This is a genomic window from Streptomyces sp. NPDC052496 (assembly GCF_040679095.1).
Taxonomy (GTDB): domain Bacteria; phylum Actinomycetota; class Actinomycetes; order Streptomycetales; family Streptomycetaceae; genus Streptomyces.
In genome coordinates this window covers 137485-162200 of record NZ_JBFAUH010000018.1, presented here as the reverse complement: position 1 = coordinate 162200, position 24716 = coordinate 137485, and the positions used below count along the sequence as shown (strand labels likewise).

At 74.6% G+C, this 24716-nt stretch carries 19 protein-coding genes; 12 read left to right on the top strand and 7 right to left on the bottom strand.

Features of this window, described 5'->3' with window-relative positions; translation table 11 throughout:
• Nucleotides 1-27: 27 nt before the first annotated feature.
• The gene (locus AB0L45_RS24145) at nucleotides 28-453 is read right to left on the bottom strand and encodes a subtilase-type protease inhibitor (protein ID WP_365843183.1); all 426 of its coding nucleotides are present in this window, start codon (nucleotides 451-453) and stop codon (nucleotides 28-30) included.
• Between the two features lie 519 nt (nucleotides 454-972).
• Here AB0L45_RS24145 and htpG point away from each other — a divergent pair.
• Nucleotides 973-2901, top strand: a complete 1929-nt coding sequence (htpG, locus tag AB0L45_RS24140) for a molecular chaperone HtpG (RefSeq protein ID WP_365843181.1) — start codon at nucleotides 973-975, stop codon at nucleotides 2899-2901.
• Between the two features lie 116 nt (nucleotides 2902-3017).
• Here the strand turns inward: htpG and AB0L45_RS24135 are convergent, their stop codons facing one another.
• A complete protein-coding gene (locus AB0L45_RS24135; protein WP_365843178.1) occupies nucleotides 3018-3746 on the bottom strand; it encodes a helix-turn-helix domain-containing protein in 729 nt (242 codons plus the stop codon).
• Nucleotides 3747-3892: 146 nt separating this feature from the next.
• Between AB0L45_RS24135 and AB0L45_RS24130 the strand changes: the two genes are divergently transcribed.
• Nucleotides 3893-4657 (top strand): SDR family oxidoreductase, encoded by a 765-nt coding sequence (locus tag AB0L45_RS24130; RefSeq protein WP_365843176.1) that lies wholly within the window; start codon nucleotides 3893-3895, stop codon nucleotides 4655-4657.
• 66 nt (nucleotides 4658-4723) lie between these two features.
• Here the strand turns inward: AB0L45_RS24130 and AB0L45_RS24125 are convergent, their stop codons facing one another.
• A complete protein-coding gene (locus AB0L45_RS24125; protein ID WP_365843285.1) occupies nucleotides 4724-5695 on the bottom strand; it encodes an ABC transporter permease in 972 nt (323 codons plus the stop codon).
• 382 nt (nucleotides 5696-6077) lie between these two features.
• Here AB0L45_RS24125 and AB0L45_RS24120 point away from each other — a divergent pair, with 382 nt between their 5' ends.
• Both AB0L45_RS24120 and AB0L45_RS24115 read left to right on the top strand, forming a co-directional pair.
• Complete coding sequence (locus AB0L45_RS24120) at nucleotides 6078-9875, top strand: DNA polymerase III subunit alpha (protein ID WP_365843174.1); 3798 nt, start codon at nucleotides 6078-6080, stop codon at nucleotides 9873-9875.
• On the top strand, nucleotides 9872-10954 hold the full coding sequence (locus AB0L45_RS24115) for a helix-hairpin-helix domain-containing protein (RefSeq protein WP_365843172.1): 1083 nt from the start codon (nucleotides 9872-9874) through the stop codon (nucleotides 10952-10954). The genes AB0L45_RS24120 and AB0L45_RS24115 overlap by 4 nt, the downstream gene beginning before the upstream one ends.
• Here AB0L45_RS24115 and AB0L45_RS24110 read toward each other — a convergent pair.
• Both AB0L45_RS24110 and AB0L45_RS24105 read right to left on the bottom strand, forming a co-directional pair.
• Nucleotides 10918-11631 carry a pyridoxamine 5'-phosphate oxidase family protein gene (locus tag AB0L45_RS24110; RefSeq protein WP_365843170.1) on the bottom strand — a complete coding sequence of 238 codons (714 nt, stop codon included), beginning with the start codon at nucleotides 11629-11631 and terminating at the stop codon, nucleotides 10918-10920. The genes AB0L45_RS24115 and AB0L45_RS24110 overlap by 37 nt on opposite strands.
• Nucleotides 11632-11724: 93 nt before the next feature.
• On the bottom strand, nucleotides 11725-12309 hold the full coding sequence (locus AB0L45_RS24105) for a helix-turn-helix domain-containing protein (RefSeq protein ID WP_365843168.1): 585 nt from the start codon (nucleotides 12307-12309) through the stop codon (nucleotides 11725-11727).
• A gap of 118 nt (nucleotides 12310-12427) precedes the next feature.
• Here AB0L45_RS24105 and AB0L45_RS24100 point away from each other — a divergent pair, with 118 nt between their 5' ends.
• The gene (locus tag AB0L45_RS24100) at nucleotides 12428-12988 is read left to right on the top strand and encodes an SRPBCC family protein (RefSeq protein ID WP_365843166.1); all 561 of its coding nucleotides are present in this window, start codon (nucleotides 12428-12430) and stop codon (nucleotides 12986-12988) included.
• A 385-nt stretch (nucleotides 12989-13373) separates the two neighbouring features.
• Here AB0L45_RS24100 and AB0L45_RS24095 read toward each other — a convergent pair whose 3' ends face one another.
• Nucleotides 13374-14399, bottom strand: a complete 1026-nt coding sequence (locus tag AB0L45_RS24095; protein WP_365843164.1) for a lytic polysaccharide monooxygenase — start codon at nucleotides 14397-14399, stop codon at nucleotides 13374-13376.
• A 324-nt stretch (nucleotides 14400-14723) separates the two neighbouring features.
• Between AB0L45_RS24095 and AB0L45_RS24090 the strand changes: the two genes are divergently transcribed.
• The 5 genes from AB0L45_RS24090 (at nucleotide 14724) to AB0L45_RS24070 (ending at nucleotide 22526) form a co-directional block, all read left to right on the top strand.
• Entirely contained in the window at nucleotides 14724-16004 is a 1281-nt protein-coding gene (locus AB0L45_RS24090; protein ID WP_365843162.1) for a siderophore biosynthesis protein, read from the top strand.
• Entirely contained in the window at nucleotides 16001-18040 is a 2040-nt protein-coding gene (locus AB0L45_RS24085) for an IucA/IucC family protein (RefSeq protein ID WP_365843160.1), read from the top strand. The genes AB0L45_RS24090 and AB0L45_RS24085 overlap by 4 nt, the downstream gene beginning before the upstream one ends.
• Before the next feature lie 71 nt (nucleotides 18041-18111).
• Entirely contained in the window at nucleotides 18112-19893 is a 1782-nt protein-coding gene (locus AB0L45_RS24080; protein ID WP_365843158.1) for an IucA/IucC family protein, read from the top strand.
• Nucleotides 19890-21170: a type III PLP-dependent enzyme gene (locus AB0L45_RS24075; RefSeq protein ID WP_365843156.1), complete on the top strand. Its 1281-nt coding sequence runs from the start codon at nucleotides 19890-19892 to the stop codon at nucleotides 21168-21170. The genes AB0L45_RS24080 and AB0L45_RS24075 overlap by 4 nt, the downstream gene beginning before the upstream one ends.
• A 69-nt stretch (nucleotides 21171-21239) precedes the next feature.
• On the top strand, nucleotides 21240-22526 hold the full coding sequence (locus AB0L45_RS24070) for a methyltransferase domain-containing protein (protein ID WP_365843154.1): 1287 nt from the start codon (nucleotides 21240-21242) through the stop codon (nucleotides 22524-22526).
• A 27-nt stretch (nucleotides 22527-22553) separates the two neighbouring features.
• On the opposite strand, the gene AB0L45_RS24065 is transcribed toward AB0L45_RS24070, so the two are convergent.
• Nucleotides 22554-23483: a GNAT family N-acetyltransferase gene (locus tag AB0L45_RS24065; protein ID WP_365843152.1), complete on the bottom strand. Its 930-nt coding sequence runs from the start codon at nucleotides 23481-23483 to the stop codon at nucleotides 22554-22556.
• Between the two features lie 319 nt (nucleotides 23484-23802).
• On the opposite strand from AB0L45_RS24065, the gene AB0L45_RS24060 reads away from it, so the two are divergent.
• Together AB0L45_RS24060 and AB0L45_RS24055 are read left to right on the top strand one after the other, a co-directional pair.
• Entirely contained in the window at nucleotides 23803-24201 is a 399-nt protein-coding gene (locus AB0L45_RS24060) for a GntR family transcriptional regulator (RefSeq protein WP_365843150.1), read from the top strand.
• A 97-nt stretch (nucleotides 24202-24298) separates the two neighbouring features.
• Nucleotides 24299-24709, top strand: a complete 411-nt coding sequence (locus AB0L45_RS24055) for a VOC family protein (protein WP_365843148.1) — start codon at nucleotides 24299-24301, stop codon at nucleotides 24707-24709.
• The last annotated feature ends 7 nt before the right edge of the window (nucleotides 24710-24716 follow it).

The window sequence follows — 24716 nt, the reverse complement described above, 5'->3', positions numbered from 1 at the left end:
CGTTCAGCGGGTCACCGCACCGCCCGGTCAGAACTCGAAGACCAGGCCCTTGCCGCCCTCCATCGCGCAGGGGTTGGCGAAGGTGTGCTCGTAGGCGACGCGGCGGCCCTGCCAGACGCCGTTGGCCGTGACCGTGACGGGGTTCCACTCCTTGGTGCACATACGGTCCGACGCGGCCTTGGTGATCGCGTCGAAGTCGCCGTTCGCGCTGCGGAGCTGGGCGCAGGCGGCACGCGCCATCGGGTGCGTACCGGTTCCGGACGAGCTACAGCTCAGCGACACCGCGCGCTGGATGGAGGCCGTAGCGGCGTTGTCCCCGTACCCCACGGTGAGGACCAACTCCGAGGGTGCGTACAGGCTCTTCGGCGTCGCGGGCTGCGCCTGGGCCGTGGTGGCCAGACCGCCGAGCACGAGCGCCGCGCCGAGCGCGATCCCCCCAGTGATGTACCGCATTTTCGAACTCTCCTTCGGTTGTCGTCTCGAATGCCGGACACGAGGAGTCTGGCCGAGGCGCATCAGGAAAGCACATCGATCGGTGACTTCCAGTCGTTGGTTGAAAACGCTGCGTGGTGGCGTGAAGTGGTGTGGTGGGCGTTTCGGTACGTGATGTGTGCTATGCCGCGCGGTCAGCGCGAACATCCGGGGCGTGGCGTTCCGGACGTGTCGGGTGTGCGGCGAAAAGCGGCCAACTCCCGTTGCGTGCGGAGGTGAAGGGGGCTGGTGGGGGTTGGCGGCTAATGGCCGAAGTGCGGTGGCCGACGGCGCTCGGGAGGGGGTGCGGCGGGGAGGGGGGAGGGTGGGAAGGGGGGCGGGTCGCCGTCCGGGGGCCTTCCGTACGGGGGTCCTTCCGTGCGGGCGTGCGCGCCGCTGTCCGTACGGACCTGCCGCGGAAGCGCGCATACCGCCTGACCGGCTCATCTACAGTTCTCGGGAAGGCCCGTCACCTGGTGACACGAGAAGGAATTGACACATATGCCGACCGAGACGTTCGAGTTCCAGGTAGAAGCACGCCAGCTCCTGCAGATGATGATCCACTCGATCTACTCGAACAAGGACGTTTTTCTGCGCGAGCTGATCTCCAACGCCTCCGACGCGCTGGACAAGCTGCGCCTCGAAGCGCTGCGCGACGAGTCGCTCGACGCCGATGTCTCCGACCTGCACATCGCCATCGAGACCGACGGTGAGGCCCGGACGCTGACCGTCCGCGACAACGGCATCGGCATGTCGCACGACGAGGTGGTCCAGCTCATCGGGACGATCGCCAACTCCGGCACCGCGAAGTTCCTCCAGGAGCTGAAGCAGGCCAAGGACGCGGCCACCGCGGAGGGGCTGATCGGCCAGTTCGGCGTCGGCTTCTACGCCGCGTTCATGGTGGCCGACGAGGTCACGCTGGTCACCCGCCGCGCCGGGCAGAGCGAGGGCACCCGCTGGTCGTCGACCGGCGAGGGCACGTACACCGTCGAGCCGGTCGAGGACGCGCCGCAGGGCACCGCGGTCACCCTGCGGCTCAAGCCGGTGGACCAGGAGGACCAGCTCTTCGACTACACCTCCCGCTGGAAGATCAGGGAGATCGTCAAGCGGTACTCCGACTTCATCACCTGGCCGGTCCGGATGGCCCCCGAGGCCCCGGCCGGGCAGCAGGACGGGGAGGGGGACGCCGAGGACGGCAAGACCCCCGAGCCCGAGACGCTCAACTCGATGAAGGCGCTGTGGGCGCGCTCCCGGGACGAGGTGAGCGACGAGGAGTACCACGAGCTGTACAAGCACATCAGCCACGACTGGTCCGACCCGCTGGAAACCCTCCGGATGCAGGCCGAGGGCACGTTCGAGTACCAGGCGCTGCTGTTCCTGCCCTCCCGCGCGCCGCAGGACCTGTTCGCGCGTGAGCACCGGCGCGGCGTGCAGCTCTACGTCAAGCGCGTCTTCATCATGGACCACTGCGAAGCGCTGCTGCCCGAGTACCTGCGCTTCGTCAAGGGTGTCGTGGACGCCCAGGACCTCTCGCTCAACGTCTCCCGCGAGATCCTCCAGCAGGACCGCCAGATCCAGCTGATGCACCGCCGGCTGGTGAAGAAGGTGCTGTCCACCGTCAAGGAGATGATGACGCAGCGCCCGGAGAACTACGCCACGTTCTGGCGGGAGTTCGGCCGGGTCGTCAAGGAGGGCCTGCTCAGCGACCACGAGAACCGCGACGCCATCCTGCGCATCGCCTCGTTCGCCAGCACCCACGACCCGGAGCAGCCGGTCACCCTCCAGCAGTACGTCGAGCGCATGAAGGAGGGCCAGGAGCACATCTACTTCATGACCGGCGAGTCCCGTACCGCCATCGAGAACTCGCCGCACATGGAGGCCTTCCGCGACAAGGGCTACGAGGTGCTGCTGCTGACCGACCCGGTCGACGAGGTATGGGTCGAGACCGTCCCGGAGTTCGACGGCAAGGAGCTGCGGTCGATCGCCAAGGGCGAGGCGGACCTCGCGAAGGAGGAGTCCGAGGAGGACAAGGCCGAGCGCGAGAAGCGGCAGGAGGACTTCGCCGGGCTGCTGACCTGGATGACCGAGCGGCTCGGCGAGGAGGTCAAGGAGGTACGGCTGTCCTCCCGGCTGACCGTCTCCCCGGCCTGCGTCGTCTCGGACACCGACGACGTGACCCCGGCGCTGCGCAACATGTACCGCGCCATGGGCCAGGAACTGCCCGAGGCCAAGCGCATCCTGGAGCTCAACCCCGGCCACCCGCTGGTCGAGGGGCTGCGCAAGGCGCACGCCGAGCGCCCCGACGACGCGGACCTCGCCGGGACGGCGGAACTGCTGCACGGCATGGCGCTGCTCGCCGAAGGCGGCGAGCTGAGCGACCCGGCGCGCTTCACCAAGCTGGTGGCGGAGCGGCTGGAGCGGGCGCTGTAGGCGCTTGGGCAAGCCCCCAGGCGCTGTTGCAGGCGCTTCGGCACGTCCGTAGACGCTGTAGGCGTTTCGGTACGCCGTAGAACTGCCGCCGGGTCCTTCGGGGCCCGGCGGCAGTGTCATGTCCGCCGCCGGTCCAGCCCCGGCAGGCCGGCCGTCAGGGCGCGCATCGCCCGTACCACCAGCTCGGCCGGATCGTCCGCCTGCGCATCCGTCTGCTCATCCGCCTGTCCGGCCGCCCCTCCGGCCGTCCGCTCTTCCGGCGCGTCGTCCGCCGCCCATGTCTCCACCGCCACCCGCATCGCCGTGTTCGCGGCCGCCGCCGCGAGCCGCACCTCCGGCGGGCCGCCGCCCGTCAGCCCGGTCAGGACGGGGATCAGCGCCTCCTCGGAGTCGTGGTGCACCCGATGCCAGACCGACCGCAGCGCCGGGTCGTCCCGCATCACCCGCAGCAGCCCGCGCGTCCAGCGCAGCGCCTCCGCGGCCCGCTCGTCGGACGGCGTCAGCGCCTGCCGTGCCGCCCGCTCCAGCGCCTCCCGTACGGAGGGCCCGTCCGCCGCCGCGGCCAGCCGGCGCAGGTGCGCGAGCCACTGCCGTACGCCGACGGCGAGCAGCGGCGCGACCGCGTCCTCCTTGGTGCGGAAATAGCGGTAGAAGGTGCGCGGGGCGACACCGGCGGCGCGGGCGATGTCGTCGGCGGTGACGGCGGAGCCGCGCTCGGCGAACAGGGCCGCCGCCGCGCGGGCGATCTCCAGCTGGGTCTCCGCCTTGCGCCGCTCGGTGAGGGAGGGGGCGGCGGGCGGCAGGGACGCGGGGGCCGGTGCGGTGGGGCGCGGAGCGGTGGACATGGGGCGAGCTTACGTGCTCCGTACGACAGGGTGGCACCTTATGCCTGTCTGGCACCTAGCGCCGAGGTGGCACATTGTGCCACCTGGGCGTACGGTGCCGGTGTCGTCCGCGGCGGACGCGGACACCGAGGGCAGGAGAGAGCCGCATGGAGCGCTTCGACGGACGCCGCGTCCTGATCACCGGGGCCGGGTCGGGCATCGGGCAGGCCACCGTCCACCGCGTACTGGCCGAAGGCGGCCGGGTGGTGGCCGCCGACATCAGCGAGACGGGGCTGAAGGCCACCGCGGAGCGGGCCGCGGCGGACGGCCACGGAGACCGGCTGAGCACCGCGGTCCTGGACATCGCGGACGAGGCCGCGGCGCGCGCGGGTGTCGCCGCCGCCGTCGAGGAGCTGGGCGGACTGGACGTCCTGGTCAACGCGGCGGGCATCCTGCGCGCCTCGCACACCCACGAGACCACCCTGGACGCCTTCAACCGGATCATCGCGGTCAACCTGACCGGCACCTTCCTGATGATCCGCGAGGCGCTGCCCGCGCTGCTGCGCGGCCGGGCACCGGTGGTGGTCAACTTCAGCTCCACCTCCGCCGCGTTCGCGCACCCCTACATGGCGGCGTACGCGGCCAGCAAGGGCGGCATCCAGTCCATGACGCACGCCATCGCGAGCGAGTACGCCCAGCAGGGCCTGCGCGCGGTGTGTGTGGCGCCGGGGTCGGTGCGGTCCGGCATGACCGCGGACCCGGGCCTGCCCGCGGACGCCGACATGAGCCTGTTCGGGAAGCTGATGCCGGCCATCGGCAAGGGCTTCGCGCCCCCGGAGACGGTCGCGGGCGTCATCGCGATGCTCGCCTCCGAGGACGGCGCGTTCATCACCGGCACCGAGATACGCATCGACGGCGGTACGCACATGTGAGACGCGCGGCGGCGCCCGTCCCCGGCGGGTGGTGCCGTGGCGGGCGCCGCCGTGGCGGTCAGGCGTTCACTGCCGTACCTCGCTGCGGTTGATCGCCGTACGGCCCTTGGTGAGGGCGGAGAAGACCAGCGTCAGGACGGTGCCCGCGACGGCCCACGCGGACAGCACCAGCAGTGGGCCGGTCACCGCGTGGCCGTGGAAGTACGCGATGGAGCGGGCCACCCAGGTGCCCGCGCCCGGCGGCAGCGCGGGGCCGATCGCGCGCCAGAAGTCCGGCAGCAGGGGGTAGGGGTAGGCGCCGCCCGCGCTGGGGTTGCCGGCGATCACCACCACCAGGATGGTCAGGCCGATGCCGATGATCCCGGCGATCGCCTGGAAGGCGAAGGTGGTGGCGCCCACCGCGAACACGATCAGCGCGCCCAGGCCCCACAGCCCGAACAGGCTGCCGGGCATGGCCCCGAGGATGGGGCCGATGACGACGGCGCCGGCCAGGCCGGTGAGGACCGAGTAGACGGCGAGCGCGCCCAGCCGGATGACCGCCCGCTTGAGGTTGACGGGGCGGGCGCCGAAGCTGATCGCCAGGATCGCCGCGCACAGATAGCCGCCCACGCACCAGCCGACCACCAGGTAGAACGAGGACAGGCCGCGGGTGTCGTCCTTGTCGGCGGGCGCGATGTCCTGCACCTGTACGGTGCGCTGCTGCGCCTTCTCGGCCTGCGCGACCACCTGTTCGACGGCCTGGGAGAGCGAGGCCCCGGAGCCGCCGGCCACCAGCAGCTTGTCGGTGCTGCCGCGCGGGTCGACGATCAGCGCGCCGTCGATGTCCCGCTCCTTGATCTGCCGCGCCGCGTCCGCCTCGGAGGAGACCGCGCGCGGGTCGAGGGGGGAGCCCGGCAGCTTGTCGAGCCGTTCGACGAGCTGCCCGCTCACCTGCTGGGGCGCGACGACCGCGAGCGGCACGTCCTTCGGCTTGGGGGAGTGGAAGGCGCCCGCGTACGACGCGATGAACAGGGCCGTCAGGGCCAGTACGCCGATCATCAGCAGGGCGGCCCGCCCCGAGATCGCGTCCTTCACCTCCCCGAGGAAGCTCCTGTCCCGGGTGCCCTGGTCCCCGGTGCCGGGGCCCCGGATGCCCTCGCCCCGGATGCCGCGGGTGCCGTCGTCCGCCGTGGCCATGCGCCGCTCCCTCGCCCTGTGGTGCTGAGTGGATCTGTCGTTCCCGGACCTTTTGCCCCATATCTTCCGGCGCATTACCGATCTTCGCAGGCCGGGCGGGCTGATCGGGGCGGCGGAGCGTCCGGGGTGGCCGCCGGCGGGCGCTGTTCGAATTTCGTACGGTTGTTCGAGAGAGGCGTTATGCTGGAACCGCGACGGGGGACGCAGCAACGGTCAGGGGGTGTACGAGCGGCAGGAGGCGCGGATGCCACGGTTCACGCATCTGCACACCGCCTCGGGTTTCTCCCTGCGGTACGGCGCCGCCCACCCGGAGCGGCTCGCCGAGCGCGCCGCCGAGCGCGGCATGGACGCCCTCGCGCTGACCGACCGGGACGGCCTCGCCGGAGCCGTCCGCTTCGCCAAGGCCGCGGCGGCGGCCGGCGTCCGCCCGCTGTTCGGCACCGAACTGGCGGTGGCCCCGCCCGAGGACGGCCGTACGGTTCCGGGTGCCGTCCCGGGGACGGCCCGGCGGCGCGGCCCGGTACGCGGCGGCGCCTTCATCGACGAGTCGGCGGCCCGCGCCGTCTTCCTCGCCCGGGACGGCGCGGCTGGCTGGGCCATGCTCTGCCGCCTGGTCTCGGCCGCGCACGCGACCACCCTGCCGGGCGACTCCGCGCGGCCCGTACTGCCCTGGACCGCCCTCACCGAAGCGGTGCGCGCCGGGGCCCCGGACGCGGTCACCGTCCTGCTCGGCCCGGACTCCGACCCCGGCCGCGCGCTGGCCGCCGGACGCCCCGACCGCGCCGCCCGGCTCCTCGCCCCCTGGCGCGAACTGTTCGGTGACGCGCTGCGCCTGGAGGTCGTCGACCACGGCCGCACCGGCACCGGCCCCGGCTCGCTGCGCCTGGCCGCCCGTACCCTCGGCTTCGCCGTCGAACACGGCGTCCGGGCCGTCCTGACCAACGCCGTCCGCTACGCCGACCCCGGGCAGGGCCCGGTCGCCGACGTCCTGGACTCCGCCCGCCGCCTGGTGCCCGTGGACCGGCACCGTCCGGAGGCCCGGGACAGCGGCGAGCGGTGGCTCAAGGACGCGCACGCGATGGCCCGCGCCGCCGAGCGGATCGCCGAGGCGGCCGGCCTCGGGCCCGGCACCGCCCAGCGGCTGCTGGAGATGACCGAGGAGACGGCCGCGCGGTGCCGGGTCGACCCCGAGGACGACATCGGGCTGGGCACCGTGCACTTCCCCGAGCCCCGCCTGGTCGGCGCCGCGCGCCGCACCGCCGGACGGGTGCTGCGCTCCCGCTGCGCCGCCGGGATGGTGCTGCGCGGCTACGACCGGCGCCGTACATACTGGGAGCGGATGGACCACGAGCTGGACATCATCGAACACCACGGCTTCGCCTCGTACTTCCTGACCGTCGCCCAGGTCGTCCAGGACACCCGCGACCTGGGCATCCGGGTCACCGCGCGCGGCTCCGGCGCGGGCTCCCTGGTCAACCACCTGCTGGGCATCGCGCACGCCGACCCGGTCGAGCAGCGCCTGCTGATGGAGCGCTTCCTGTCCAAGCGCCGCGCGGTGCTGCCCGACATCGACATCGACGTGGAGTCCGCACGCCGCCTGGAGGTCTACCGCGCGATCTTCGACCGGTTCGGCACCGAGCGGGTCGCCACCGTCGCCATGCCCGAGACCTACCGGGTCCGGCACGCCGTACGGGACGTGGGCGCGGCGCTGGGCATGGACCCGGCCGAGGTGGACCGGCTGGCCAAGGCCTTCCCGCACATCCGGGCCCGCGACGCCCGCGCGGCCCTCGCCGAACTGCCCGAGCTGCGCGGCGTGGACGCGGAGCGGTACGGGCCGATGTGGGACCTGGTCGAGGCGCTGGACGGGCTGCCGCGCGGCATGGCCATGCACCCGTGCGGGGTGCTGCTCTCGGACGCCTCGCTGCTGGACCGCACCCCGGTCGTGCCGACCCGCAGCGAGATCCCGTACCGCGACGGCGAGGGCGGCTCGCCGCTGCCGATGTCGCAGTTCGACAAGGACGACGTGGAGGAGATGGGGCTGCTCAAGCTGGACGTGCTGGGCGTACGGATGCAGTCCGCGATGGCGCACGCCACCGCCGAGATCGGGCGGGCCACCGGCCGCACCGTCGACCTCGACGACCCGGCGCAGGTGCCGCCCGGCGACCCCGCCACGTACGGCCTGATCCGCTCCACCGAGACGCTCGGCTGCTTCCAGATCGAATCGCCCGGCCAGCGCGACCTGGTCGGCCGGCTCCAGCCCGCCACCTTCCACGACCTGGTGGTCGACATCTCGCTGTTCCGCCCCGGGCCGGTCTCGGCCGACATGGTGCGGCCCTTCATCGAGGCCCGGCACGGCCGCCGGCCCGCCCGCTACCCGCACCCGGACCTGGAGGGGCCGCTGCGCGAGACCTACGGCGTGGTCGTCTTCCACGAGCAGATCATCGAGATCCTGCGGATCATGACCGGCTGCGACCGGGGCGAGGCGGACGAGAAGCGGCGCGCGCTGTCCAAGCCGGAGATCCAGGGACAGGTACGGGCCTGGTTCACGGAGCGGGCCGGCCGCCGGGGGTACACGCCCGAGGTGGTCGGGCGCACCTGGGAGATCGTCGAGGCGTTCGGCTCGTACGGTTTCTGCAAGGCGCACGCGGTCGCCTTCGCGGTGCCGACGTACCAGTCCGCCTGGCTCAAGGCCCACCACCCGGCGGCCTTCTACGCGGGGCTGCTCACCCACGACCCGGGGATGTACCCGAAGCGGCTGCTGCTGGCGGACGCGCGGCGGCGCGGGGTGCCGGTGCTGCCGCTGGACGTGAACCGGTCGGCGGTCGCTCATCGAATCGAACTGGTGTCTGGTTCGGGGGCTGGTGTGGCGGAGGCCGGTGCCGGTGCGGGCCCCGGGTCCGGTCCGGCCGTCTGGGGGCTGCGGCTCGCCCTGGCCGACGTGCACGGCATGAGCGAGGCGGAGGCGCGCCGCATCGAGGAGGGGCAGCCGTACTCCTCGCTGCCCGACCTGTGGCAGCGGGCCCGCCCCAGCCGCCCGGTGGCCGAACGCCTCGCCCGCGTCGGCGCGCTGGACGCCTTCGGCGCCAACCGGCGCGACCTGCTGCTGCACCTCGCCGAACTGCACGGGCAGCAGCGGGGCGTGGCCGCGGGACAGCTGCCCCTGGACGCCGGGGACGGCGCCGGCGCGCCCGCCGAGGCGGTCGAACCGGCCGGGCTGCCCGACCTGAGCGACGTCGAACGGCTCAGCGCCGAGCTGGGCGTCCTCGGTATGGACGCCAGCCGGCACCTGATGAGCGACCACCGGGAGTTCCTCGCGGAGCTGGGGGCGCTGCCCGCCAAGCGGCTGCGCGAGGTGAAGGACGGGGAGACGGTGCTGGTCGCCGGGGCCAAGGCGGCCACCCAGACCCCGCCGATCCGCTCCGGCCGGCGGGTCATCTTCACCACCCTCGACGACAGTACGGGCCTGGTCGACTGCGCCTTCTTCGACGATTCCCACGAGACGTGCGCGCACACCGTCTTCCACTCCTGGCTGCTGCTCGTACGCGGCACGGTCCAGCGGCGCGGGGCACGCAGCTTCAGCGTGGTCGGCGCCGCCGCCTGGAACCTCGCCGAGCTGGCCGAACTGCGCCGCGAGGGCGGCCTGGAGGCGGTCACCGCGCGCCTCGCGGAAGGGGGCCGGACGGTGGCGGATCCGGCGGGGGCGGATCCGGCCGGGGCGGCGGACGGCGGGGCCGGTCCGCAGGCGGTGCCGCAGCCGGTGCCGCGCCGGCTGCACAGCGAGCCGGGCCGTGCGGGCTCGGCCGCGGCCGAGGCGACCTGGGCGGCGGACCGGGCTGCGGCGCCGGCCGCTCCGGCTGCTCCCGCCGCCGCGTCCGGCCCGGCCGCCGCATCCGGGGCGGACCCGGCGGCCGTGCCGGCCGGCCGTACCATCCGGCTGGAGACCGGCTACGAGCTGCACCCCTGGGCCGACCTCCGCCCGGCGGGCGAAGGCGCCGGCACCGGACGCAAGCTGTGGCACGCCAGCCCGGGGAGCGCGGGATGACCGGCCGGCGCGGGGCGTCCGCCGGGGCCGGCCCCGGAGCCCCTTCCGAGATGCTGTACGTACGGTTCCGCGCCGCCGGGGACGGCGGTACGGACGAGGACCGGGGCGCGCCGCCCGACGAGGAGACCTACGGCCGGCTGCTGCGCCTGCTCGGACAGTTCACGCCGGTGATCGAGGCGCTGCCGCCGGACGCCGCGCTGGCCGACGTACGGGGAGCGCTGCGCTACTTCGAACGGGACGCCGCGGGCATCGCCGAGCTGATCCGGCTGCGGGCGCTGGCCTGGTACGGCGTGCGGTGCACCATCGGCATCGCCGGCAACCCGCTGCTCGCGCGGATGGCGGCACAGGGCGCCGCGCCCGGCGAGGTACGCCGGGTGCCCGGCGACGCCGTCGCGGACTTCCTCGACCGCAAACCGGCCGCCGCGCTGCACGGCGTCGGACCGGCGACCGCGCGCGCCCTGTGCGCGTACGGGCTGGACAGCGTCGGCCGGATCGCCGCCGCGCCGCCCGCCACCCTCCAGCGCATCCTCGGCGCGAAGACCGGCCGGGCGGTGTACGACAAGGCGCGCGGCATCGACCCGAGCCCGGTCACCCCGAACGCCGCCGCCCGCTCGGCCGGCGCCGAACACCGCTTCGCGCACGACGAACTGGACCCGGACCGGCGGCGGCGCGCGCTGCTCTCGCTCGCCGACGACCTCGGCGCCCGGCTGCGCGGCAGCGGCCGGGTGGCCCGCGCGCTCACCCTGACCGTGCGCTACGCCGACCGCTCCACGACGACGCGCACCCGCCGGCTGCCCGAACCGACCGCACACGGGCCCGCGCTGACGGACGCGGCGTACGCGCTGCACGCGGCGCTCGGACTGCAACGGGCCCGTGTACGGTCCGTGGCGCTGCGCGCCGAGGACCTGTGCCGCGCCGAACTCGCCGCCCGGCAGCTGACGTTCGACCCGTCCGAGGACAAGGCGCGCCGCATCGAGGCCGCCGTGGACCGGGCACGGGAGCGCTTCGGCGAGGCGGCGGCCCGGCCCGCGGCGAAGCTCACTCAGTCGTACAGCCGCTCCGCGTACCCCGGGCCGTAGTGCGCCTCCAGCTGCTCCAGCGGGGTGCGGGGGCCTCGGCGCCCTTGGCTGGGCGGGCCCGTGAAGGCACCGCGTCGGGCTGCCGGCTCTCCGGCTGCCACAGCCCGGAGCGCAGGAAGGCCTTGGAGCAGCGGGAGAAGACCTCGTCGATCTCGACGAGCAGCACCCGCCGCGTGCGGTCGCCCTTGACGGCCATGGCGTCGCGTCGAAGAACGGGGCGTCGCGCAGGATCCGGGCGCGGCCGTTGATGCGTGGGGTGTCGTCGCGGCCCGGGAGGACGTGATGGAGCCCGACCGCGGGTTGGTGAGGATGGTGCGGAAGCCGTCCACGCGCCTGTTGCCGGGGCGGTCCGGTACCGCGGTCGTCGTGTCGTCCAGAACCAGGGTGAAGCCGCCGGGATCGCCTTTGGGCGAGACGTCGCACCGGCCCTCGGCGTCGGAGGCGGCGACGTGACGGAGCGGCGAGCGCGTCAGCCACTGCCGGTCCAGGTCGTGCAGCCGGTCGCGCACCTCGTGCAGCGCGCGGTCGTTCGGCTCGCCGACCAGCTCCCGCAGCTCACTCTCGGACGCGATCTCCGCGAACTCCGTGACCCCCGTGACCCCCGCGAAATCCGCGCCCTGCCGGATACCCGTGTCCTGCCGGGACTCCGCGCCCTGTGTCCGCACCTCGGTCCTCACGGTGTCCCCCTCGGCCCCTCGCCAGCTGCCCCAACTCCCTGGTGACTGTACGCGGCCCCACTGACAGCGGACCGGCGCGAGGCCGGCCCGGGCTCAGCCCGCCAGCAGCGCGGCCGCGCACTCCTCGGCGAGGTCCTCCGCGTGGCCGGGCAGCGGGGTGCCGCCGCGCAGATGGCGGCGTACGAGCGACAGCGGTACGTCGATGACCGCGAGGGAGACGCGTTCGGCGTCCTGCGGGGTGCGCGCGCCCAGGTCCCGCGCCAGGGCGCGCACCGAGTCCCGTACCCGCCGGTGTCCCCGGTCGGCCCGTTCGGTGTACTCGGCAGGCCAGCCGTCCCGGCCGAAGTCCCGTGCCCCGTACAGCAGGAGCGCGGCTTCCTGAGGGTGGGCGCGGCTCCACGCGACGACGTGCCGGGCCGCCGCCGTGCCCGCGGCCAGCGGGTCCGGCGCCGACCGCAGCGCCGCGAAGTACCCCTCCTGGAAGCGTTCGACCGTACGCAGCCACACCTCGGCCAGGAGGGCGGGGCGCCCGGCGAAGCGGTGGTAGACCGAACCGCTCGGCGCGCCGACGGCCGCGGCCACCGCCGACATGGTCACCCCGGCCGGTCCCGCCTCGGCGGCCAGCCGTACGGCGGCGTCCAGGAGCAGGGTCGTGTCGAAGAGCGGTGGTCTGGCCATGTTCTGGAGGGTACCCTCTGAAACATATTGGAGGGCATTCTCCAAAACGCTTCCGTCCTGGCGGGAGCGGGCCGGGGCGTGCCCTGCCGTGTCCTGGTGTCCTCGGAGGTGGACGGATATGGGGATCTTCAATGTGCACGAGCGTGAACTGCCGGTGCCGCGGCGCACGGCCGGCGCGCTGATCGACGGCCTGGCGGGTGCGCACGACCCGCTGTGGCCGGGCCGCGACTGGCCGCCGATGCGGTTCGGCGGCCCCTTGGCCGAGGGGGCGTCGGGCGGCCACGGCCCGGTCCGCTACACGGTGACCGCTCATGTCCCGGGCACCTGGGTGCGCTTCACCTTCAGCGGGCCGCGCGGTTTCGACGGCTTCCACGAGTACACCGCGCACGCCCTCGGGGAGCGGCGGTCGGTGCTGCGGCACACCCTGGCGATGCGGGCCCGCGGCCGGGCCCGGCTGAGCTGGCCGCTGGCCTACCGGCCGCTGCACGACGCGGTGCTGGAGGACAGCCTGGACCGCGCCGAACTCGCCTGTACGGGAACGGTCGCACGCCCCGCGCGCTGGAGCCCGTACGTACGGCTGCTGCGGTATCTGATCGGGGGCTCTGAGAATTCCCGGAATTTCTCCGCCGAATCCACCGGAACGGGAATCTCCGCCGTGCCGCCGGTCGCTGAGAGATGACACGACGTGGGGAGCACCACGGCCGCGCGTTGCTGTGCTGTCACGCCGCACCACAGGGGAGTGCGGCGCGGCAGCGGGGCGCGCGTGGTGACGCCGCCGCCCCCTGAGGTGAAGGAAAGGGGGCGGCGGCGCCGGCTGTGGGGGGTGCCCCGTGAGGCCAGTGGGGGATGACCTCACGGGGGGCTGTGAGGTCAGTGGGGGATGACCTCACGGGGACCTGCGAGGTCAGTGGGGGATGACTTCGCAGGGTGGGCCTGAGAAGCCAGTGGGGGATGACTTCGCAGGGTGGTCTGTGGGGCCAGTGGGGGATGGCCTCACAGGTGGGCCCGATGTGTGGGGGGTGGGCCCTGGGGAGAGAGCAGTCGGGTCGGGAGGATCCGGTGGGTCAGCCGCGCTGCCGGGCCGCCTTGCGGCGCGCGCTCGCGAACAGGACCGAGGCGCCCAGCGCCAGGACGGCCGCGCCGCCGACGGCCATCGCCGCGGTCGAGCTGTCGCCGCCGGTCTCCGCGAGGTGGCTGCCGGCCGCCTGCTGGGCGCCGGCCCGCTTCGGGTCCACTTCCTTGGCCGCGCCGCCGTCGGGGTGCGCGGCGTTGCCCGCGGTGCCGGTGTCCGCGGGCTTGCCGGCGTCCCCGGCCGCTTGGGCACCGCCGTGCGCGCCGTGGCCGCCGTGGTGCATGTGGTCCATGGACGACTTGGCCGCTTCCGCGGCGATCTGCTGATCGCTCGGCGCCGCGGCGGACGGGGCCGGTGCCGCCGCGCCCTTGCCGGTGGCGCCGCCCTTGCCGAAGACGACGTCGGAGCACGTGTAGAACGCCTCGGGGCTGTCGGAGCGCTGCCAGATGCTGTAGATCAGGTGGCGGCCCGACTTGGCGGGCACCTTGCCGCTGAAGACGTAGTCCCCGTTGGTCAGCTTCGGGTCGGTGACCTTGGCGAACGGTTTCGCCTCCAGGTCCGACCACTTCAGCGGCTTGGTGGGGTCATAGCCGTCCTTGGTGATGTACAGCTCGAAGGAGCCGCGGTGCGGGGCGGTCGCCTTGTACCGGAAGGTGTGCTGACCGGCCTTCAGGCCGGTGGCCGGCCAGTCGGCCCGCGGCAGGTCCAGGCCCTTGTACTCGGGGCCGTTGGCGCTGCACAGCTTGCCGTCCGGGATGCGCTTCCTGGACTGGCCGCCCGCGTTGCCGTCCCGTACGCCGTTCCAGTCGTACAGGGCCTGGGTGCCGCCGGCCGCGACCAGCGCCTTGCAGGCCGCGGACTTCGGGTGCTCGGGGCCCTCGGCGAAGCAGGCGGAGATCCGGCTGACCGGGTCGGTCATCGAGCCGTGGGCGACGGCCGGGGTCGCGGTGAGCGCGGTGAGCGCCAGCGGGGCGATGCCGGTCAGCGCGATCCCGGCTGCCGTGCGGCGAGCGGTCATCGTGGGGGTCTCCTTCGTCGGATCAGGGGGAGCGGCACCGGCGAGGGCGCTCGGCCCGGTCGGTGCGATCAGCACGCTAGCCCCGCTGAGCAGGGCATTTCGGACCGGAAGCCGGTTCGTGGCGATCTTTATGGCCCTCTTAAGGGAGATCTGAGGAGGGATTAAGTCCCGGGGCTTCCGGGGGCGTGGGACGAGGGCGCGCGGGTGCAAAAAGGGGCGCGGGGCGGGGCGGGGTGAGGCCGGGGACGGGATGCCGGAGGGTGATGCGGTGGTGGTGGGCCGCGAGTTGACAAAGTTAGGTATGCCTAACCTAATCTTGCGCGGGTGAACGAGGCCGCACCCCCGAACGACGCCTGCGCGGGCCTGATCCTCCTCGCCCGCAACCCCACCGACTCCGTCACGGAAGGCTTCCTGCCGGCCGCGGCCCGCCTCGGCCTCGCCGTGACGCTGCTGACCGACCAGCCGGACGCCCATCAGGAGGCGTACGAGCGGTACGCGTGCGGGCGGCGCGGGGGCGGGCCGGCGGCGGCAGCGCTGCCCGACGGGCTGGAGATCGTACCGTGCGACGTACAGGACTTCCGCGCGGTGATCGCGCGAACCGCCGTACGGACGGCTGGAATTGCGCCACCCGCCGCGGTCTTCACCAACAGCGACCACCTCCAGACCCAGGCCGCCCTGGCCGCCGAGTACTTCGGCCTGCCCGGCAAGGACTGGCGTGCCGCGCTCCGCACGAAGAACAAGGCCGAACTGCGGCGCAGCCTCGCCGCCGCCGGACTGGACACGGTCGCCGCCGCCGAACTGGCACCGGACGACCCGCCGGACGGGCACGGCGTCCCCTACCCCTGCGTGCTCAAGCCGCGCGAAGGGGTCGCCAGTGAGGACGTCTTCCTGGTGGCGGACGATGCGGAACTGACCGCGCGGTGCCGCGAGATCCGGACCCGGCGGCCCGGCGCCGCACTGGTCCTGGAGGAGTACCTGGAGGGCCCGCTGCACACCCTGGAGACCCTGGGAGACGGGCACGTACTGCACCCGCTGGCCTCCTTCCGTACGGACATCTCGCCACCACCGCACTTCATCGAGGAACGGCTGCGCCTGCTCCCCGGACCGCCCGCCCCCTGCACCGGTCAGGTCCTGGCCCAACTGCGCGCGCTCGGCGCCGGCTTCGGCGCCTGCCACACCGAATACGTGGACCAGGGTGGCCGGGCCCGGATCGTCGAGGTCAATGACCGGGCCATCGGCGACCAGTGCGACCTCGTCCTCGCCGAAGCCCTCGGCCTCCCGCTCTTCGAGCTGATCCTCCGCACGCACCTGGGGGAGCCGCTGCCGGAGACCCTGCCCGTACGGCGCGGTGTGCGGGTGCGCATGGAGTACGTGTGCGCCGGCCGGGCCGGGGTCCTGAAGGCCGCGCCCGGGGCGCACGTACGGGAGGCGGACGGCGTCCGCCTGGACTACCGGCCCTTACGCGAGACGGGCGAGCGGCACCCGCTGTACGGCACCAACCGTGACTTCCTCGGGGTGCTGCGGGCGACCGGCCACGACGAGGGGCGTATCGACGCGGCCGTACGGGAGTTCCTGGCCGCACACTGTTGGGAGATCGTGCCGTGACGGCGGTGGCGGGAGACGGCGTACCGGACACCCTGCGGGGCGCGGCCCTGGAGGACGGGGCTGCGCGGGGCGCGGCCCCGGAGAGCGGTGCGGAAGAGGACCTGATGCGGCGCGTGCTGAGCGCGCTGCTGCGGGAGGACGCGTACGGGCTGCGCCGCCGCGCCGGGACGGTGCGCCGCGCCGACGGGGACTGGCTGCGGCTGGGCCTCCCGGAAGGGCCGGTCCTGGTCCCGGTCGGGGCCGACGGCTTCCAGTGCGAGATCGCGGCCCGTAAGGGCGAGCTGGAACGCGCCGACGGCACACGGGCGGCCGGGGTGGACGGCGTCATGAGCGTGCTGCGCACCGCCGTGGCGCCCGAGGACCGGCCCGGCTTCGACGCCTTCACCGAGGAGTGCCACCAGGCGCTGGCCACGGCCCGGATACAGGCCGCCGAGCGCACGGCGGTCATCGCCCGGCTCGGCCCGCACGCGGGCGGCGGCGCGTACGGCGGGAACAACGGGACGGCGCCCGGCGGCCCCCGGGGCGCGGCGGCCGGTGCGTACGGAGGGGCCGTCAGGTACGCGGGGCCCGCCGCGTACGGAGACGGACTCGGCGTGGCGGCCGCCGCGTACGACGGTGACCGCGCCTGGTGCGGCCCCGGCGGCGCGCTCGACTACGACACCCTCGCCGCGTACCGCGACCACCCCGTCTACCCCACCGGCCGGGCCCGCATCGGCCTGGAGGAGGCGCAGATCCGCGCCTACGCGCCGGAGTTCGCGCCCGGCTTCGCGCTGCGCTGGCTGGCCCTCCCGAAGGAGGCCGTCGACGGCGCCCCGGCGGCGCTGCCCGCCTGGTGGCCCGCCCCCGGCGACCTGGGCCTGCCCCGGCTGGACGGCAGCCACCTCGCCCTGCCCGTCCACCCGCTCACCACCGGAGGGCCGCTGGCCGAAGCGCTGCGCGCCCGCGGCCTGGCGGACGACGCGCGGCTCGCCGACCGCGCCTGGCTGCGCGTACGGCCCACCCTGTCGATGCGGACCGTCGCCGTCACCGACGACCCGTACACCCACCTCAAACTCCCGCTCGCCACCGCCACCCTGGGCCGCCTCAACCGGCGCGGCATGAAACCCGGCACGCTCGTGGACGGCGCGGTGGCACAGCGGCTGCTGGAGACCGTCGTCGACCGGCACCCGCGCTTCGCCGAGACCGTGCTCCTCGCCGACGAGAGCACCCACCTGAGCGCCGGACACGACCTGCTGGCCACCCTGGTGCGCCGCTTCCCGAAGGGCAGCGGCGGCGCGGCCGCGGTGTGCGGCAGCGCCGACGGGCTGAAGGGCGCGCGCAGTCTGCGCGGCCTGCGCGGGTCCAGCGGCCTGCGCGGCGCCCGGGTCGTGCCGCTGGCCGCGCTCACCGCCCGGATGCCGGACGGCTCACTCGTCGCCGACGACCTCGCCGGCCGCTTCTACGGCGGCGACCTGCACGCCCTCCTCGACGCCTACCTGACGCTCCTCCTGGACTGGCACACCACCCTCTTCGCGTACGGCATCGCCCTGGAGTCGCACCAGCAGAACACCTCGCTCGTCCTGGACGAGGTGGCCGGCCGCCCCCGTCTGCGCCTGCTGCTCAAGGACAACGACGGGCCGCGGGTGAACACCGTACGGCTGGCCGCCGTCCTGGGCGGGGACGCCGCCGACCTGTGCGGATTCGACGACCGGCGCATCCTGGTGGGCGGCGACGCGCCGGTGGCGGACGTCTTCGCCACCATCACCGTCCACCTGTGCGCCGGTGCCCTCGCCTTCGAGCTGGCCCGGCTCGGCCGCGCGCCGCTGCCGGTGCTGCTCGGGCAGCTCAGGGCGCGCCTGACGGAAGCCGTCGACCGGCTGGAGGGCGCGCCCGGAGCCGCCGCGGCCGTGCTGCGCCACCGCGTCCTGGACGCCGACCGGCTGCCGGTCAAAGCCATGGTCACGGCCGGCAGCCTGTTCCCGAAACACCGGTCCGGGGCGTCGGACGTCAACAAGCACTACGTCACCGGGCCGAACTACCTGACGCCGGACCGGTGATCACGCCCCCGCCACCGGCCCCGCGCCGACGCTCCGGCCCTGCTCTCCCCACCCTCGTTGGAGTCCCCGCAATGCCCCTCGCCCCCTCCCGCACGGCCGGCCCGGCCCCCGCACTCCCGCTCACCGCCGACGAACCCGTCGCCCACACCCTCCTGAACTGCCTGCTGCGTGAGATCTGCGGCCCTGAGCAGCAGACCGCCCTGGAGGGCGCGCACCTGCTGCTCCGGCTGCCGCGCTGCGGCGAGCTGCTGCGGGTCGGGCTGCGCCGCCCCTCGCTCACCGGCGCGCACCGCTTCACCGGGCCGGCGGAGCGGTGGTGCGACGGCAGGTGGCACGAGCTGGGCTGGGCGGAGCTGGCCGCGTGCGCCCAGCGGGAACTGGAGCTGCGGACGGGCGTACGGAACGAGGAATTCCGCGCGCAGGTCGCGGCCAGCCACGCGGGCGTCACCGCGGCCCTGCGGCACGCCGCCGCCCCCGGCCGGGCGGGCAGCCGGGGCACCGGCCCGCACGCCCGCTACCTGCGCTCCGAACAGTCGCTGCTGTTCGGCCACCGGTTCCACCCGACGCCCAAGTCCCGTACGGGCAGCGCCGCCGACTGGGCCCGCTACGCACCCGAGGCCGGAGCCCGCTTCCCCCTGCGCCACCTGGCCGTACGCGCCGAGTGCGTCCGCGAGGAGGCCGCCACGCCCGGCGCGCTGACGGCACTGGACCGGCAGGGCGAGGTGCCCGACGGGTACCGGCTGCTGCCCGCGCACCCCTGGCAGTACGCCATGCTCCGCGCGCACCCCGCCCTGCGGGCCGCCGTACGGCGCGGTGACGTGCTCGACCTGGGGGAGCGCGGCGACGCCTGCGCGCCCACCGCGTCCGTCCGCACGCTCTACGACGGCCGGAACTTCCTCAAGTTCAGCCTCAACACCCGCATCACCAACTGCGTCCGCAAGAACGCGGACTACGAACTGCGCGGCGCCGTCGCCCTCACCCGCCACCTGGAATCCGTCGCCACCGCCCTCACCGCCCGCTTCCCCGGCTGCGGCCTGCTGCGCGAACCCGGCTACCGCACCGTGGACGTGGGCGACCGCGAACTGGCCGAAGGGCTCGGCGTCATCGTCCGCGAGGGCCTGCACGCGCGGCTGCGGCCCGGCGTCACCCCGCTGCTGGCCGCCGCCGTCGCCGACGAGCACCCGTCGAGCGACGCCCAGTTCGGCGAGCTGCTGCGCGGCGCCGGCCCGGTGGCGGCGCTGGGCTGGTGGGACGCGTACCTCGCCCTGCTCGTACCGCCCGTGCTGGCCGCCTACTTCGACCACGGCGTGGTCCTCGAACCCCACCTCCAGAACGTCGTCCTCGGCGTCGACGCCCTCGGTGTGCCCGCCCAGGTCCTCTTCCGCGACCTGGAAGGCACCAAACTGCTGCCCGGCCCGCACGCCGCGTTCCTGGAGGGCCTGCCGCAGGACGTGGCCCGCGCCCTCGTGTACGAGCGGCAGCGCGGCTGGGACCGGGTCGTCTACTGCCTGCTGGTCAACCACCTGGCCGAGACGGCCGCCGCCGTCGCCGACCGGTACCCGGCCCTGGAGGGCGAACTGTGGCGCGCCGTACGCGGAGTGCTGCGCGAACGGAGCGCCGCGCACGGCGAACCGGCCGAACTGCGCGCCCTGCTGGCCGGCGAGCCGCTGCCCGCCAAGGCCAACCTGCTGACCCGGTGGGGGCGCGCCGCGGACCGGGAGGCGGGGTACGTCCGCATCACCTCGCCCGTCGGCCCCGGCGCCGCGAACGGTACGGTGGCCGGCGGCCCGGCCGCGCCCCGCCCCCGCGCCGGATCCCGGGCCGCCCTCCCCCGTCCCCGGAGCACCTCATGATCACCGAGCTGGCCGCGCGCCACGTGGACACCCTCACGGCCGGTCACCAGGGCCCCGGCGGCGCCCTCGACGGCCCGCTGCCCGCCTACGTCCACGACCTGGCCGACCTCGACGCCCACGCGGCCTCCGTACGGGCCGCGCTGCCGCCCGCCGTCGAGCTGTACTACGCGGCCAAGGCCAACCCGGACCCGCATCTGCTGCGGACCCTGGCCCCGTACACCGACGGCTGCGAGGTCTCCTCCGCGGGCGAGGCCGCCCACGTGCGCGCGGCCGTGCCCGCCCAGCCGCTGGCGTTCGGCGGGCCCGGGAAGACCGAGGCGGAACTGCGCGCGGCCCTGGACCTGGGCGTCGAACGCTTCCACCTGGAGAGCGAGCACGAACTGCGCATGCTCTCCGCACTCGCCACGGAGGCCGGCCGGCCCGCCGACGTACTGCTCCGCGTCAACCTGCCGCTCGGCCCCGGGAGCACGGCCGGCGCCGCGCTCGCGATGGGCGGCCGGGCCACGCCCTTCGGCCTCGACCCGGCGCGCGCGGAACACTGTCTGCCGCTGCTCTGCGACGGGCCGCTGCGGCTTCGCGGCATCCACGCCCACCTGGCCAGCGGCCTGGACGCGCCCGCCCAGCTCGCGCTGGCGGCCCGCATCACCGAATGGGCCCGGCACTTCGCCGCCCGGCACGGCCACTCCCTGTGCGAGATCGGCCTCGGCGGCGGTATGGCGGTCGATTACACCCGCCCCGGCACCCGCTTCGACTGGGCGGAATACGGCACCGGGCTCGCCGGACTGGCCGACCGCTACCCCGAATTCACCCTGCGCATCGAACCGGGCAGGGCGCTGACCGCGTACTGCGGCTGGTACGTGACCGAGGTCCTGGACGTCAAGCACAGCCACGGCGAGGCGTTCGCCGTCCTGCGCGGTGGCACCCACCACCTGCGCACCCCGGCCGCCAAGGGCCACGACCACCCCTTCGTCGTCCTGCCCGTCGAGGAGTGGACCCGTCCCTGGCCGCGCCCGGGCGCACATGGACAGGAGGTCACGCTGACCGGGCAGTTGTGCACGCCGAAGGACGTACTGGCGCGCCGGGTGCCGGTCGCCCACCTGCGCGCCGGGGACCGGGTCGCCTTCGCCCTGGCCGGGGCGTACGCCTGGAACATCTCCCACCACGACTTCCTGATGCACCCGCCGCCGGCCTTCCACTTCGTGGGCGGCGGCGCACCGGCGGGACGCGGGCGGCGGGCCGGGAGCGCTCGGCCGCGGACGTCCTGCGTTGAGCGCTGAACTGCTGGTCAGGAGGCTGCCGTGGTGCCGCGACCGGCCGTTGTCAGTGGTACCTGTCACGCTCGGTACATGAACCAGGAAACACCGGCGGAGCCGGGCACGGACGGGCTGAACCACCGGCAGGCGGCGTACTGGGACACCGCCGCAGCCCACTTCGACGACGAACCGGACCACGGCCTACGGGATCCCGCGGTACGCGCCGCGTGGGCCGCGCGGCTACGGTCCTGGCTCCCCGGGACGCCCGGTGAGGTGCTGGATCTCGGGTGCGGTACGGGCAGCCTGGCCGAACTGGCCGCCGGGCAGGGCCACCGCGTCACCGGCGTCGACCGTTCCCCGCGCATGATCGAGCGGGCCCGCGCCAAGCTGGCGGGCCGGGACGTCACGCTGCTGGTGGGCGACGCGGCCGAGCCGCCGGTGGGGGAGCGGCGGTTCGACACCGTCCTGGTCCGGCACGTCCTGTGGGCGCTGCCCGATCCGGCGGCGGCGCTGCGCCGGTGGGCGGGCCTGCTGGCCCCCGGCGGCCGGCTCGTCCTGGTGGAGGGCCGCTGGGGCGAGGCGGAACCGCTCGGACTGGCACCCGCCGAAGCCGTCCGCCTGGCAGCGTCGTCGGCTTCCCGGACCCACCTCGAAGACCTGTCCCACGACGCGGCGTTGTGGGGCCGGCAGGTGCACGACGAGAGATACGCGCTGATCGTGCACCCGAAGCCGAAGCCGAAGCCGAAGCCGGAGCCGACCACGGACCCGGAGCCGACCACGGACCCGGCCTCCGTACCGGTCCCCGTACCGGCCCCCGGTCCGCTCCCCGCCCCCGCCCGGCACGCGGAGGTGGTGGACGTCCACCTCGTGCTGCGGCGCGGGGACGAGGTGCTGCTCGCCCGGCGGGCCGGTACGGGATATGCGGACGGGCTGTGGCACGCGCCGTCGGGGCATGTCGAGGACGGCGAGGACGTACGGGAGGCGGTGATCCGGGAGGCCGCGGAGGAGGTCGGGCTGCGCCTGGCACCGGACGATCTGCGGGTGGTGCTCGTCATGCAGCACCGGGCGCCTGCCGGGCAGCCGCGGGTCGGCTGGTTCTTCGAGGCCGTGTACGGCGCCGGCGGCGAGCCGGTGAACCGGGAGCCGCACAAATGCGCGGAGCTGGGGTGGTACGGCCTGGACGCGCTGCCGGACGACATGGGCGCGTACTGCCGTGCCGGCCTGGACGCCTACCGGGCCGGCCACCGGTTCCTGCTCCACCTGCACCGGCCGGGCGACAGCATCGCGTACGACGCGCGGGAGCCGGACCGTACGGCGGTGCTCGACGGTGGCGGCGCGGCCGGGACCGCAGGGAACGGTGCGATACCCGGCGGCGCCTGACGCCGGGGAGGTCAGGCGCCCGGGAGGTCAGGCGCCCGGGAGTGCGCGGACGCAGTGCCACTCGGTGGCGAACGGGCGGTAACCCAGGGCGGTGTTGATGGCGAGCATCGGGGCGTTCTCGGCGTCGTTGGCCGTGAACGCCTGGGTGCAGCCGGCGTCGCGGGCCCGGTGCAGGGAGGCGGTCTTGGCCAGCCTGGCCAGGCCCCGCCCGCGATGGGCACGGCGGGTGCCGGTCATCTCCGAGCTGTAGCGGTCCTGGCCGTCCGTCCTGGCCAGGCTGAAGGCCGCGACCTCGGCGCCGACCGTCACCACCGTCGTCAGGTCCAGGTCGATGTCCGGGTGCTCCCAGGTGTGGGTGATCCAGTCCTCGTACGTCATCGCGTCGACGGTCAGGCCGTCCGGTTCGTCCGCCGTGACCTCGGCGTCCGCCTCGAACAGCGGGCGCGGGTCGGCTCCGAGGTCGGCGGCGGTGCGCAGCCGCGTACCGGGCGGGAGGCTCGCGGGCAGCGGCGGGAGGGCGGCGTGGGCGAGATCGAGGCGCAGGTGACGGGCCGGGCGCAGGCGGCGGTAGCCGCGGCGTTCGGCGAAGGCCATCGAGCGGGGGTCGTCGTGCGGGTAGGTGTGGAGGTGGGTGACACCGAGACCGGCCAGGTGGCCCTCCGCCGCGTCCAGCAGGGCGCTGCCCACGCCCCGCCCGCGGTGGCCGGGGTCGACCAGCGGCGCGACGAGGCCCTGCCCGGGCGTGCTGCTGTCGTGCACGACGGCGGCCTTCGCCGCCCCGACGATCCGGCCGCCGGTCTCGGCGACGAACAGCCGCAACCGGCGGGCGGCAGGCGCCTCGGCGACCTCCCAGGCGACGGACTGCGGAGTCGAGATCCCGTAGGGCAGGACGCGACGCCGTACGTCGCAGACGTCCCGGGCGTCGGAGCGGCGGAAGAGGCGCACGGTGAGAGTCATCAGCGGGACGCTACGCCCGCCACCCGCGCGCCGCCTCCGAATATCGCGGGGAGAGGAGCGGGGTACCACCGCAGGGCCGGGGCGGCCGGGCCGTTGCGGACGGCGGTGCGCCGGCCGTGGGACCGGTACGGCACCGGAGGTGTGGTGAACGGCGCGCCCGGGGAGCGTGCGGGAGCGGTACGCGCTCCAGCCGGGCCGGTGGCCGCGCCGTGTCAGGGTGCGACATGGGCGGCCCTGCGGACACGGCGGGTGCCGCTGGCGCACAATGGGGGCGACCCACCCCCTGCGTCCCAGCAACCCCCGTACCAGGAGCGCCACCGTGGCCGTCCAGCAAGCGCCGCCCTTGCGGCTGACCATCGACCCGGAGGCGGCGGACGCGCCGTTCGAGCAGGTCCGGGCCCAGATCGCCGGACAGGCCCGCGCCGGCGGGCTGCCGGTCGGCCGCAAACTGCCCACCGTACGCGGCCTCGCCGAACAGCTCGGACTGGCCGCCAACACCGTGGCCAAGGCCTACCGCGCCCTGGAGACGGACGGCGTGATCGAGACGCGGGGACGCAACGGCACCTTCGTCGCGGCGGCCGGCGAGGCGGCCGACAAGGAAGCGGCGACGGCCGCCGCCTCCTACGCGCGGCGCGCCCGGCGGCTCGGCCTGGACCACGCCGCCGCCCTCGCGGCCGTCACGGACGCCCTGCGCGCGACCTACGGAGACGAAGCCTGACCGCCTCCGCACCAGACGAACCCTGACCGCCTCCGCGCCAGACGAACCCTGACCATCGCCCCAGCAACGAACTGACCGCCGCCCCAGGAGACGACGCATGACCGCCCTCGCCCGCATCCAGTGCACCGCTCTGGACTGCCCCGACCCCCTGCGGCTCGCCCGCTTCTACGCGGAGCTGCTCGGCGGCGAGATCAACCGCCCGACCTCGCTGTGGACCACCGACGACGACTGGATGACCCTGCACCCCGAAGACGGCCCGGTCCTCGGCTTCCAGCGTGCTCCCGACCACCGCCCGCCCCGCTGGCCGGACCCGGCGCACCCGCAACAGTCCCACCTGGACCTCGGCGTCGACGACATGGAGGCCGCGCACCGGGCGGTGCTCGACGCGGGCGGCACCCTGCTCGACACCACCCACGACACCGGAACCCACGGCTTCCGCGTCTACGCCGACCCGGCGGGCCACCCCTTCTGCCTCGTACGGGAACGCCCCAAGGACCGGCAGGAGTAGACGCACC

Excerpts from the sequence above, each read along its gene's own strand:
- AB0L45_RS24115 (WP_365843172.1), top strand. The coding sequence starts at position 9,872 with ATGACCGGCCGGCGCGGGGCGTCCGCCGGGGCCGGCCCCGGAGCCCCT.
- AB0L45_RS24095 (WP_365843164.1), bottom strand. The coding sequence starts at position 14,399 with ATGACCGCTCGCCGCACGGCAGCCGGGATCGCGCTGACCGGCATCGCC.
- AB0L45_RS24105 (WP_365843168.1), bottom strand. The coding sequence starts at position 12,309 with ATGGCCAGACCACCGCTCTTCGACACGACCCTGCTCCTGGACGCCGCC.
- AB0L45_RS24100 (WP_365843166.1), top strand. The coding sequence starts at position 12,428 with ATGGGGATCTTCAATGTGCACGAGCGTGAACTGCCGGTGCCGCGGCGC.
- htpG (WP_365843181.1), top strand. The coding sequence starts at position 973 with ATGCCGACCGAGACGTTCGAGTTCCAGGTAGAAGCACGCCAGCTCCTG.
- AB0L45_RS24055 (WP_365843148.1), top strand. The coding sequence starts at position 24,299 with ATGACCGCCCTCGCCCGCATCCAGTGCACCGCTCTGGACTGCCCCGAC.
- AB0L45_RS24135 (WP_365843178.1), bottom strand. The coding sequence starts at position 3,746 with ATGTCCACCGCTCCGCGCCCCACCGCACCGGCCCCCGCGTCCCTGCCG.
- AB0L45_RS24070 (WP_365843154.1), top strand. The coding sequence starts at position 21,240 with ATGAACCAGGAAACACCGGCGGAGCCGGGCACGGACGGGCTGAACCAC.
- AB0L45_RS24130 (WP_365843176.1), top strand. The coding sequence starts at position 3,893 with ATGGAGCGCTTCGACGGACGCCGCGTCCTGATCACCGGGGCCGGGTCG.
- AB0L45_RS24145 (WP_365843183.1), bottom strand. The coding sequence starts at position 453 with ATGCGGTACATCACTGGGGGGATCGCGCTCGGCGCGGCGCTCGTGCTC.
- AB0L45_RS24075 (WP_365843156.1), top strand. The coding sequence starts at position 19,890 with ATGATCACCGAGCTGGCCGCGCGCCACGTGGACACCCTCACGGCCGGT.
- AB0L45_RS24125 (WP_365843285.1), bottom strand. The coding sequence starts at position 5,695 with ATGATCGGCGTACTGGCCCTGACGGCCCTGTTCATCGCGTCGTACGCG.
- AB0L45_RS24080 (WP_365843158.1), top strand. The coding sequence starts at position 18,112 with ATGCCCCTCGCCCCCTCCCGCACGGCCGGCCCGGCCCCCGCACTCCCG.
- AB0L45_RS24065 (WP_365843152.1), bottom strand. The coding sequence starts at position 23,483 with ATGACTCTCACCGTGCGCCTCTTCCGCCGCTCCGACGCCCGGGACGTC.
- AB0L45_RS24120 (WP_365843174.1), top strand. The coding sequence starts at position 6,078 with ATGCCACGGTTCACGCATCTGCACACCGCCTCGGGTTTCTCCCTGCGG.